The 11,721-nt window shown below is 46.2% G+C and carries 9 protein-coding genes; 2 read left to right on the top strand and 7 right to left on the bottom strand.

Going from position 1 to position 11,721, the window contains the following annotated elements:
• Together ABY436_RS16060 and ABY436_RS16055 are read right to left on the bottom strand one after the other, a co-directional pair.
• Positions 1-312 (bottom strand): SCP2 sterol-binding domain-containing protein (locus ABY436_RS16060; RefSeq protein ID WP_372739948.1); only part of this gene is annotated, 312 nt, incomplete at its 3' end.
• A gap of 164 nt (positions 313-476) precedes the next feature.
• Positions 477-2,270 carry an acyl-CoA dehydrogenase C-terminal domain-containing protein gene (locus ABY436_RS16055; RefSeq protein ID WP_372739947.1) on the bottom strand — a complete coding sequence of 598 codons (1,794 nt, stop codon included), beginning with the start codon at positions 2,268-2,270 and terminating at the stop codon, positions 477-479.
• Positions 2,271-2,534: 264 nt separating this feature from the next.
• On the opposite strand from ABY436_RS16055, the gene ABY436_RS16050 reads away from it, so the two are divergent.
• Positions 2,535-3,866 carry a glycosyltransferase gene (locus ABY436_RS16050; protein ID WP_372739946.1) on the top strand — a complete coding sequence of 444 codons (1,332 nt, stop codon included), beginning with the start codon at positions 2,535-2,537 and terminating at the stop codon, positions 3,864-3,866.
• Positions 3,867-4,046: 180 nt separating this feature from the next.
• Here ABY436_RS16050 and ABY436_RS16045 read toward each other — a convergent pair whose 3' ends face one another.
• Both ABY436_RS16045 and chrA read right to left on the bottom strand, forming a co-directional pair.
• Entirely contained in the window at positions 4,047-4,544 is a 498-nt protein-coding gene (locus ABY436_RS16045) for a hypothetical protein (protein WP_372739945.1), read from the bottom strand.
• Positions 4,545-4,891: 347 nt separating this feature from the next.
• Positions 4,892-6,097 (bottom strand): chromate efflux transporter, encoded by a 1,206-nt coding sequence (gene chrA, locus ABY436_RS16040; RefSeq protein ID WP_372739944.1) that lies wholly within the window; start codon positions 6,095-6,097, stop codon positions 4,892-4,894.
• A 254-nt stretch (positions 6,098-6,351) separates the two neighbouring features.
• Between chrA and ABY436_RS16035 the strand changes: the two genes are divergently transcribed.
• Positions 6,352-7,929 (top strand): BCCT family transporter, encoded by a 1,578-nt coding sequence (locus ABY436_RS16035; protein WP_372739943.1) that lies wholly within the window; start codon positions 6,352-6,354, stop codon positions 7,927-7,929.
• Positions 7,930-7,983: 54 nt separating this feature from the next.
• Here the strand turns inward: ABY436_RS16035 and ABY436_RS16030 are convergent, their stop codons facing one another.
• From ABY436_RS16030 to rnk, 3 genes are all read right to left on the bottom strand, one after another.
• Positions 7,984-8,694 carry a 3'-5' exonuclease gene (locus ABY436_RS16030; protein WP_372739942.1) on the bottom strand — a complete coding sequence of 237 codons (711 nt, stop codon included), beginning with the start codon at positions 8,692-8,694 and terminating at the stop codon, positions 7,984-7,986.
• The gene (locus ABY436_RS16025) at positions 8,691-10,598 is read right to left on the bottom strand and encodes a DUF294 nucleotidyltransferase-like domain-containing protein (protein WP_372739941.1); all 1,908 of its coding nucleotides are present in this window, start codon (positions 10,596-10,598) and stop codon (positions 8,691-8,693) included. The genes ABY436_RS16030 and ABY436_RS16025 overlap by 4 nt, the downstream gene beginning before the upstream one ends.
• Positions 10,599-10,857: 259 nt before the next feature.
• Complete coding sequence (gene rnk, locus ABY436_RS16020; protein ID WP_372739940.1) at positions 10,858-11,271, bottom strand: nucleoside diphosphate kinase regulator; 414 nt, start codon at positions 11,269-11,271, stop codon at positions 10,858-10,860.
• Positions 11,272-11,721 lie beyond the last annotated feature (450 nt).

Below are 11,721 nucleotides of genomic sequence, written 5' to 3'. Positions count from 1 at the left end.
GACCGGGAAAAGCGCCGTTAAACGTGTTGCCAGCATAATATCGCCATCTGCACGGATACGCCCCGTCATAAATGCCTGCATGCCATCGGTTTCACCCGAAATAACTTCCTGCAATGTTTCGCTATCCATTGATAAAGTAACGGAAGGCTCAGCATGCTCACCCTGAGCAACAACACAACTACCCTCACTAACAGTGACATGGTATGGTTCGCCATCATCAATCTGATACTGAAAGACTACATCCAATCCAGCGGCTGCGGCACTATTAAAACGATTTTTCATCTCTTCAAATATATTGCTCAGATCAGACATAGTGGTTCCCTCTACTCGATTACTTATCACTTGATTAATTTTTATATGGTTACGCTTCTTCTGATAACATGTTGCTTTATAACTTAAAAATTGCTGCGCAAGCCAACGGCCAGCCCGGTACCTTACTATCCACACTTTAAAGGCCTCACTATAAAGTCCACACCTTAAAAGGCAAAGTGTTCTGCATCCAACGCCATCAGGCTATCTGCACCGGACTGCATAATTTCAGCATGCGCACGCGTGCGTGGCAACAAACGGGCAAAATAGAAGCGCGCCGTTGTTAATTTTGCTTTGTAAAAAGCTTCCTCAGCCGTTCCCTGATCTAATGCTAGCTGTGCCTGCTGAGCCATTCGCGCCCAAAAATAAGCCAAGGTCACATAACCAGAGTACATCAGATAATCAACCGCAGCAGCACCGACCTCCTCACGATCCTGCATCGCTTTCATACCCACCTTCATCGTTAGCTCGCCCCATTCCTGATTGAGTGTCGCCAATGGTTCAACAAACGGCTTCATTGCATCATTATTTGCGTGCTCTTTACAGAATTTATGTACGATTTTAGTAAACCCTTTCAACGACTCGCCCTGTGACATCAACACCTTACGGCCTAATAGGTCTAATGCCTGAATTTGTGTCGTGCCTTCATACAACATGGAGATGCGCGCATCACGTACGTTTTGCTCCATACCCCATTCAGCAATATATCCGTGGCCGCCATACACTTGTACACCATGATTAGCCGACTCAAAGCCTGTTTCAGTCAAAAATGCTTTGGCAATCGGTGTCAAAAACGCAAGCAACGCATCTGCTTCAAGCTTTTCATCCGCACCCGCCAGTTTGGCCTTATCAACAAGCTGGGCACAGAAGTAGATCAATGCCCGGCCACCTTCAGCAAAGGCTTTCTGCGTTAGCAGCATATTTCGTATGGCCGGATGCACAATAATCGGATCAGCCGCACCTTCAGTGTTCTTTGCTCCCGTTAGCGAGCGCATCTGCAAACGATCTTTGGCATATGGAAGGGAGTTTTGGAAGCCCCACTCTGCATGCGCCAACCCCTGCAAAGCCGTACCCAAACGCGCCGTATTCATAAAGGTAAACATACAGTTCAAACCTTTATTCGGCGGGCCGATCAGATAACCGGTCGCGTCATCAAAGTTCAACACACAGGTAGCGTTGCCGTGAATACCCATTTTGTGCTCAATTGAACCGCAGACAACCCCGTTACGCGCGCCAACAGCATCGCCTTGTGGCATAAATTTAGGAACGATAAATAAGGAAATACCTTTTGTGCCTGCCGGTGCATCCGGAAGACGAGCCAACACGATATGAATAATGTTTTCTGCCATATCGTGTTCACCGGCAGAGATGAATATTTTACTGCCCGAAATTTTATAACTGCCATCTGCCTGCGGCTCAGCTTTGGTACGCAGTAACCCCAGGTCAGTACCACAATGTGATTCGGTCAGGCACATAGTACCCGTCCATTCCCCACTCACCAGCTTGGTTAAATAAACCGCTTTCTGCTCGTCGGTACCATGCTCGCTAAGCGTATTCATCGCGCCATGGCTCAATCCCGGATACATACCCCATGACCAGTTAGCTGTACCCACCATTTCGCTGATAATCGTGCCAATGGACTCAGGCAAACCCTGGCCGCCATGTGCAGGGTCGTGAGACAGTGACGGCCAGCCGCCTTCAACATACTGCTGATAAGCCTCTTTAAAACCGGTTGGAGTTTTCACGTCGCCATTATTAAACTGGCAGCCTTCCTGATCTCCTACCTGATTAAGCGGAGCCAGCACGCGCTCAGCAAACTTAGCGCCTTCTTCGATGATTGCATTCACCATATCTGGCGTTGCATCTTCGCAACCGGGCAAACTGGCGTAGTGTTTTTCCGACTCCAGCACTTCATTCATCACGAACTGTATTTCACGTAAAGGCGCTTTATAATCCGGCATGGTCATCAATTCCTCAGTTCTTATTTTTATGCCCCCGGATAACACGATGTAACGGGTAAGCATCAATTTCATCATTTCAGTAAGAATGGATGAAAACCTCACAACCACCAATAACAAAAGATGCCAATATCACTAACAAATAGTTTCAACATGCCAATAACCTGCATAAAAACTATAATTGTGCACTGCAAAAATATGACAAATTAATTCAGACAGCCCTTTATAATATAACTGACAATGCCTTTTTTAGTTTAAAATAGCCCGATGAAAAAATTATTGATTATCGGTTATGTATGGCCAGAACCGCGCTCATCGGCAGCGGGATACCACATGCTTTCGTTTATCGAGCTATTTTTAGCTCAGCAGTGGCAGGTCACCTTTGCCAGTCCGGCGGCCTTAAGTGAGCACCGGGCAGATCTTGGCGCATTGAACGTAGATGAGGTAGCAATCGAGCTTAATTCAACAAGCTTCGATGACTGGATTAAGCCATTACAACCCGATATTGTTATATTTGATCGCTTCATGATGGAAGAGCAGTTTGGTTGGCGGGTTGAGAAATGCTGCCCTGATGCATTGCGGATACTGGATAGCGAAGATCTGCACAGCCTTCGGCAGGCACGCCATCAGTTACTAAAACAGCAATTACGTGACCATCAATTAGATATCACTGCACTTTCATCACCTACATCACTACCCGCTTTGTATCAAAGCATGACCAACACCGACCTGGCGCAGCGGGAAATTGCAGCTATTTACCGCTGCGATCTGACACTGATGATTTCCGATATCGAGATACGGCTATTAACCCAGCACTTTAACGTTCCCGATAGTCAGTTGATTCACTGCCCCTTTATGCTGCCCCGCGAACGACCTCATACACCTGCATTTTCAGATCGGCAGCACTTTATCAGTATCGGCAACTTCCGCCATGCTCCCAATTGGGACGCGGTTCTGTGGCTGAAACAACAATTATGGCCACTCATCCGCCAACAATTACCCCATGCTGAGTTACATATATACGGCGCGTACCCGCCGCCAAAAGCCACTGCATTGCACAATGCAAAAGAAGGCTTTTTAGTTAAAGGCTGGGTTGAGGATGCACATCAGGTTATACGTGAAGCACGCGTATTGCTGGCGCCATTACGCTTTGGTGCCGGAATAAAAGGCAAGCTCGTTGATGCCATGAGAAATGGCACACCTTCAGTGACAACTTCAATCGGAACCGAAGGAATGATTGATCCTCAGGAGGTCTGGAGTGGAGAGCAAGCCAACACACCCGTCGATTTTGCAGAAGCGGCTGTCCGTTTATATACCGATGCAACACAGTGGCAAGCAGCACAAACAGAAGGATATCAAATACTTTATAAACGATTCGATCAGACAATTATCCAAGCGAGGCTGATGGAGCGTATTACAGTCCTATTGGAACCGGCGCAGCTAACAGTACACCGGTTAAATAACTTCACTGGTCAGATGCTGCGCCACCACCATCACAAAAGTACAAAATACATGGCGCAATGGATTGAAGCTAAAAACAAGCAGACCGCTAGCGAGGCAAGAGCAGCAGACAGCATACCCATAGATCCCGCTCATTGATTATCAACGCTCACGTCTTTCTTTGCGCTACGCTTTTCACTGACAAGATCATGACCCGTTGTATCGCCTGGCTCTGCTGTGCTGCGAACGACATTACTGATAATTTGCGGAACAAACCTTTCTGAGAATCCCGCAACAAAGTTAATATTTGAATATTCGCAATTCTATTCATATCAACCCTCAGTTCGCTGACGACCTGCGATCACTTCTTATATATTGCTCAGCCGATTGTATCCTGGCATCTATCTCCCTGTACGGATCACTCGGTGTTGCAATTCTGGGGGTTTGAGTACTTGGATTTGCAACAACGGGGCTCTCATTAGCAGGGATTTGATCGATAGCCTCTTGAACAATAGGACTGGGGCGACCGAGTACCTCACCCAGATTGAGATCTTCCAATGACATGCCGCCCGGATCCCGTCTGGCAGCGGCTTCCCATTTTTTAATTTTCTCCTGTAACTGTAAGTTAACCTCAGCCAGACGTATATTTTCTGCTTCAAGGTCGCTCTTAATATCCTTTACTTGCGAAATAGCCGAAGACAACTCAATTTTTGCATTAGCAATCTCGATTGACACACTACTGGATGACTGTGCGATATAAAGTAGCCCCAGCGTTGCAGCCACCATGCAAAAACTCAGCGCATGCCAAAAACTACGAGGTATATTCGCCATATCCATGTCGACCTCCTCAGCTTAAAAACCATAAACCGCATAACAAGACCCTGTTAACGGCAGTCATTATTACACATCATACAAATCACATGCCAAAATATAACTAATTGATTATTAATAATTAAATGCAAAAGCCTCTATAATCCAGGGCAAAAAACACCCGGCATAAAATCCCAGCAGCGGCTTTGTTTATAGATTTTTTGATATTTTATTGAATATAAACAAAGACTTAAGCACAGAAAGATGATTCATATGCATATGGGTTACTTTTAACCCACCTGAATAACACGCTTCCCTTCTGTACATTAACGATGCGCACCTACACAAATGATATATAAGTAATATATTTTCGACTACAACAGCGCAGATAATACACTTGCACACAGACACCACACGACCACATACAGGGATGAAATTCGCCATATCGTTAACATGCCTAAAGCGACAAGCGCGATTGCTAAATCGGTACCGGATGTAATCCCTGCTGTTAAAATCGGATCGTAAAGCGCCGCACCCAAAATTCCCACAACAACCGCATTAACACCCGCGATGGCATTGACTGCGATTGGATTAACAGAAATAGCCTGCCATAGTGGCAACACTGCCGCTACTAAAAGAAACCCCGGTAAAAACATAAAAGTCAGAGCGACTAATGCGACTAACCAACTCCCGTGCTCCGTAGGAATAACGGCACCTAAATAGGCAGAGAAGGCAAACATGGGCCCCGGAATCGCTTGCGCTGCACCATACCCGGCAAGAAAGCTTTCCTTAGAAACCCACCCCGTCGCCACAACTGAGTCTTCGAGCAACGGCAATACTACGTGCCCTCCACCAAAGACCATTGCTCCAGCGTTATAAAAAGCCTGTGCAACTGAGTAGAGTCCCTCTTCATCTGAAACCAATCCCAAAGCAAGCAATAGGAACAGGAACATTGCCAATAGCACTAAGCCCAGCCGCTTTCCATAATTCACTTGTGTATGGCTATCACCTGCCTGAGCCGGTTCACGGCAACACACCATACCGGCAATCGCACCACCGCATACGAGCAGGATCTGAGCCCACACTGAACCCATTAGTAACAACACACAGGCAGCCAATACCGCTAAACTCTGTCTATAAGTGTCTGGACACAGCTTTTTAGACATACTCAGTACAGCGTCGGCAACAACAGCGCAAGCCACCAGTTTAAGTCCATGAATTGCCGACTCCCCGATGTGTCCGTCTAAAGCGGGAAGTGCAAATGCAAAAGCAAGCAACATGACCACGGAGGGAAGCGTAAACGCAATAAAAGCGGCGATAGCACCCAGCCAACCGGCCCGTAATAAACCAAGAGAAAAGCCAAGCTGGCTACTGGCAGGGCCGGGAATAAATTGACAAATCGCGAGCAGTTGGCTGAATTGGCTTTCACTCACCCACCCCTGCCGCTCAATTATTTCTTTTCTGAAATAACCAATGTGTGCAATAGGCCCGCCAAATGAGGTTAGCCCTAATTTGAGAAACGTTTTAAAAACCTCAGTAACGTTACCTTTAGTAGCCGCTGCTTGTTTGACGTCGGACATGCGAAAACCTCTCTATAGGCAGACCTCCAGAATACCCTCTTGAAGGTACTTTATTTATTACAAACAACGTAAACGAACATCTCTTAGTAATCCTGGCAATCTGATCTCAATATTATTTGAGTTAGACGCCTATTTAGCGCTGGTAAATGTTATTGTATCGCTGCATCACTACACTTTAGTAGCAACCTGTAAGTGAGGCGCTCCTACATATTTTTTAGAATTAACGGTTGTTAAAGTTAAAGAGGGCTAAATGAGTGAGTGAACAAACAGACAAATATAGTATAGATAACACGGACTATACTATCGGTCAGGACAACGTCCAAAAGTGGGGATTTGATATCCACAACCGTGTTTTTGGTATCAGTGCAGGGCTGGTATTAATATTCCTGGTAGCAACATTGCTAACAGATCCAGCTACTGCTAAAGGATATCTGGACGGCATAAAGTGGAACATTATCGGTACCTTTGACGTACTGTTTATGTGGTCTGCAAATTTCTTTGTTATTTTTTGCCTATTCTTGATTGTCTCACCCTGGGGAAAAGTTCGCCTGGGTGGTGATGATGCTAAAGCAGAACACTCTACGATTTCCTGGCTAGCGATGCTATTTGCTGCAGGGATGGGAATTGGGCTGATGTTCTGGGGAGTTGCGGAACCCGTTGCTTACTTCACCGGATGGTATGAAACGCCATTAGGTGTTGAAGCACTGACACCTGAAGCCGCTCGTATGGCATTGGGTGCCACTATGTACCACTGGGGCCTGCACCCATGGGCAATCTACGCGGTGGTTGCCGTATCCCTCGCATTTTTCACCTATAACAAGGGCCTGCCACTGTCCATCCGCTCCGTCTTTTACCCTTTATTAGGCGATCGTACCTGGGGATGGCCCGGTCATATCATTGATATACTCGCCGTATTAGCGACGCTGTTTGGTCTGGCAACGTCATTGGGCCTTGGCGCTCAACAAGCGGCAGCGGGTATTAATCATGTGTTTGGTATTGAAGCAGGTGTCGGTCTGCAAATATTGGTGATTGTTGTCGTTACATTGCTGGCGATCATTTCGGTCGTACGAGGTATCGAAGGCGGTGTAAAACTGCTCAGTAACGTCAATATGATCATTGCCTTTGCCCTGCTGGTCTTTGTAGCAATTTCTGCAGCGGCTATCTCTCTGGGTACTATTCCAAAAACAATCGGCGCCTATCTGGGAAATATCATTCCGTTAAGCAACCCGCATGGACGTGAAGACGAGGCCTGGTTTCAGGGCTGGACTGTCTTCTACTGGGCTTGGTGGATCTCCTGGTCTCCTTTTGTAGGCATGTTTATTGCCCGAGTATCCAAAGGCCGGACCATCCGCGAATTCATCACCGCCGTACTGCTTATCCCTACCAGCGTCACTGTCATCTGGATGTCAGTGTATGGAGGCATTGCGATTGATCAGGTGGTGAACAATATAGGAGCATTAGGCACAGATGGCCTGACATCAGTACCTCTGGCGATGTTCCAGATGTTTGATGAACTGCCGATGGGTACTATTCTGTCTGTCATCGGCATTCTGCTGGTTCTGGTATTCTTCATTACCTCTTCTGACTCAGGTTCACTGGTTATCGACAGCATCACCTCAGGCGGTAAGATTGATGCTCCGGTTCCCCAGCGAATTTTCTGGGCAAGCACAGAAGGTGCTATTGCAGCAGCGCTACTCTGGATAGGCGGTACGGAAGCCATCCAGGCATTGCAAGCAGGTGCTATTTCTACCGGCCTGCCTTTCACCATCGTACTATTGCTGATGTGTGTGAGTCTGGTCTTAGGCTTGAGAACTGAAAGAAAATACAGTTAATTAATGCTGTAATTGACAAAGCTCGGTTCGCCGAGCTTTTTTATGTCCAGCTTTTTATGACCATAACGCCTTAACAGGCATATCCGGATCCAAGTGATGCGCAATCTGCGCCTGCAATAACTCAGCAGTGGCCACCGCATCCGTGAGAGCATTATGCGCATCGTAATGTGGGAGATTATAACGTCTGCGACAATACCCTAACCTCACCGGATCAAGCGGCTTCTTCAGTAATTTTTCAAAGAAACCCTGCTGGCCCTTGAGGATATTTGCCTCTATCTGCATCGTATCAAGCAGCGGAAACAGAAGCGGTTCATGTAACAGCTCCATGACCGCCTTATGAAAAAACTCTCTTTCTATGAAACGATAATGAACTACGACTAACTTACCCTCAATAGCATCCAGCACCTGATCCAGAATCACCTCAAGGGGTGGTGCGGCTTCCACCTCAGAATGCGTGATACCATGAAACACGATGGACTCCTCCGTCATGTCTTGCTCCGGCTTTACAACCCAATGCTTAGATTCTCCACAATAAATCCGCCTGATATCAAAAGGCACAAGACCAATACTGACAATCTCGGAGTCCTCTAAAGACAAACCCGTGGTTTCAAAATCCATCGCAACCATCGGTGCCTGTCGAATCGGGGTTTCGGGGTTTATGACTCCCTGTCTATAAAAATCAAAGACCATTTCACTCTTACAGGAAGTCGAGCGCTGCATATAATATTCAACCCAATCCAAGGGTAGATAGCGCTCAGTAGTCACTCTTTTTTACCTGAGATAGGCGTATTTGCCGTGTATCGAAATTTAAGAAAATTCTGCGCCACACTTAAGACCTGGAACGCCTCTTTCAGGTTTCGTCGCTCAAAACGAGACAAGTTATCCGGCTCTATATTGTTATCCGGCGGCAGTTTCTGATTTACATCGTGCGCCTGATGCCTAACCCTGACAATAGAAAGGTACTCAAGCGCATCACTCAGATCCTGGGCTTTGCCTTCCGGCAACAATTTAGTCTCAATGATATCGTCGAGACGCTCAAACGAATTGCGCGCTCTGGATCCAACCGCCAATGCATGTACCCGAATCACATCGGTCAAAGGTGCTGTCCCCCGGCGTTTAAGGTTTATTGTATTGTTATGCCGGCCATCTTTTTCCATGACAAATGCTTTAAAGAAACCCAATGGCGGCGTACGGGATAAGGCATTTCGGGCCAGCGCTGCCAGAAACCTGCTATTGTTTTTTGCCTGAGTAGCAATATGCCGACGCAGCTCAGCGGCCCACTGCTCCCGGCCCCACACCCCCTCCAAATCGAAGAAAATTGAGCAGTGTAATAATGCCTCAGGATCAGGACGAGTAATCCATTGGCTAAACAGACTCTTCCACTGGCTCAGTGTCAGTTGCCATTTAGGGTTGGTCGCCATAATACCGCCTGTGCAATAGCTATAACCACAAGCGTTCAGACCATCACAAACCAATTTAGTCAGTGCAGAAAAATATTCACCGTGAAGACCTGCATCGTAACTATCATCAAAAATAATGGCATTATCCTGATCAGTCACCAGTAACTGCTCATCCCTCGCCATAGACCCCAGCGCAAGAAAACAATATGGAATGGGCGGTTGACCCAACTCATCTTCCGCCAGTTCCAGTAAACGCTGTTTGAAACTGCGCCCAATGACCGACATCGCCGAACCAATCATATGTGAGTTAGCATCTTCATTGACCATACGCACGAAAGCCTCTGGTACTAACTCAGCATAGCGGGCAAGTTCCACAACGTTATTCTGTGCAAAGATTCCTCTGACTAAAAACAAGCTACTCTTGGACTCGTAGCGAACAATATCCTCCAGAGTAACGACGCCTATCGGCTTCTTCTTTTTAAGAAGTGGTAAGTGATGCACATTAAAACGCAACATGGTTAACATCACTTCATAGACATAAGCATTTTCATCCAACGACACCATATCAGTGGACATCACTTCACTGATCGGCGTTTGCAAATCTAACTCTTGTGCGATGACACGGCTAATGAAGTCGTGATCCGTAATAATGCCAACGGCTTGCCCGTCATCATCTTCCGGATCATTTTCTATGGGCTTATCGGGATCGGTAATCAGTAAAGATGACACGTTCTCCTGAGTCATAATCAAGGCTGCTTTACAGATTGGCGTATCTTTAGTCACCGTCACGACACCATGCATCAGCAGGCTCTTTGCTTTATCCGTCGTCAAATCATTTTTGTTAGTCTGATCAGCCACAGACTGGTGCAGCAAAGCGGCGTTATCCACTTCAAAATAATTCGAAAAGTCGTCATATTGATCACAATAATCATTAAACAGGTCTGCAGAGATGCAATACACCAAGGTATCTTCCAGCGCTCTGGCGGGAAAGCGCACCCGGCCACGCATCATCAACCCCATCTGACCAAAAACGCCTCCTACGTCCAGACGGTTGTAGAGCTCACCATTACGCCGGAAGGTTTCCACGGCACCGCTGCGAACCACAAACAAATCGCTGACCGGCTCACCGTAATTGAGGATATCGCTACCTGCCACATAGTAAGCAATCTCGACTTTCTTAGCTAAACCCGTCAATGCCTCATCCGGCAGCGCATCAAAAGGTGGAAAACGTTGTAAAAAACGCTGAATTTCTATCTGTTCTGGCTGCACAAAAGCCCCTGTAAAAAAATCAATAAATTATCACGTAAAGTAACACAGGAGATTGAAAGCTTCGCAGAAAAAATAAAAGCGCAGGGTGCAGCACGAGCTATCTGAGCAATCAATAAGAAAAGATACTGATCAGCACTTCGAGCATACGCTTAGATCAGATGATGGTTTTATAATTGGCCGCTGATGCGGCCAAGAAGACAAACTTTGGCTTACTTAATTTAGGAATCGCATATATTTTGCCATTCTTGATACTTTCATTCTACAGACGAAACTCACCCGCCCTCTCTGGCTGATAAATAACCTGCGTAATTTTTACCCTGAGTAAACCACCACCAGGCTTTGGCCATTCGATCTCATCTCCCTGAGCCAGGCCAAGCAGCGCTTGGCCAACAGGCGCTAAAATAGATATTTTTTTACCGTTTGAATCAACATCTTTTGGATAAACAAGTGTTAACTCGAATTCCTCTTTAGTCGATTCAATAACAAACTTCACGGTAGAATTCATCGTAACTATTGCTGGAGGGATTACATCAGGCGCCACCACATTAGCACGCGCAAGTTCCAACTCAAGCCCGGCTACCCCTGCCAAGCTACTTTTCGGCAAAGCTTCAATTAAATTATAGATTCTATCGGCATCTAATGAAGAGATAGTTATTTCTGGTCTTGTATTCATTTCTGCCCCCAAAATATTGTAAATAAAGTTATATTAAACATAATTGCGGCCTAACGATGTGGTAATGGAACTCTTGCGCAGCTTAGGCTGGACCAGCGAACCATAGTGAGCGTTGTTGGCATCCTATTTTGACATTTGAGCACGATCGGTTAGACCGCTTATAGCGTCTTACGTTGCAGTAACATGATCTTTTAGTTTTTCATAAAACTTCAGAAGAAAGCTTGATAATTATTGAGCCTTCACCCATGCCGCCCTGATACCTTTGACATTGTTGAAATATCCGCCTGAAGAAGTGCTCGTGGAATGTTTTCTTCGAGTACACTTTGCAACCGACGAAGATAGAAAAAGCAACCGACCTTGCTAATAAAATGGTTTTATAATTGGTCACTGACGTGGCCGATAAGCGTTACTGGGGTTTATTTAACTGAGAAGGCTCATATGGATTGGTCT

It is taken from the genome of Neptunomonas sp., from assembly GCF_041601355.1.
Taxonomy (GTDB): domain Bacteria; phylum Pseudomonadota; class Gammaproteobacteria; order Pseudomonadales; family Balneatricaceae; genus Neptunomonas.
Note: the sequence above shows the minus strand (reverse complement) of the source record. Positions and strands in the feature narration are given on the sequence as shown.

Bases quoted from the DNA above. Each gene is read 5' to 3' on its own strand.
- rnk (WP_372739940.1), bottom strand. From the start codon at position 11,271: ATGAATACAAGACCAGAAATAACTATCTCTTCATTAGATGCCGATAGA.
- chrA (WP_372739944.1), bottom strand. From the start codon at position 6,097: ATGTCCGACGTCAAACAAGCAGCGGCTACTAAAGGTAACGTTACTGAG.
- ABY436_RS16050 (WP_372739946.1), top strand. From the start codon at position 2,535: ATGAAAAAATTATTGATTATCGGTTATGTATGGCCAGAACCGCGCTCA.
- ABY436_RS16045 (WP_372739945.1), bottom strand. From the start codon at position 4,544: ATGGATATGGCGAATATACCTCGTAGTTTTTGGCATGCGCTGAGTTTT.
- ABY436_RS16055 (WP_372739947.1), bottom strand. From the start codon at position 2,270: ATGCCGGATTATAAAGCGCCTTTACGTGAAATACAGTTCGTGATGAAT.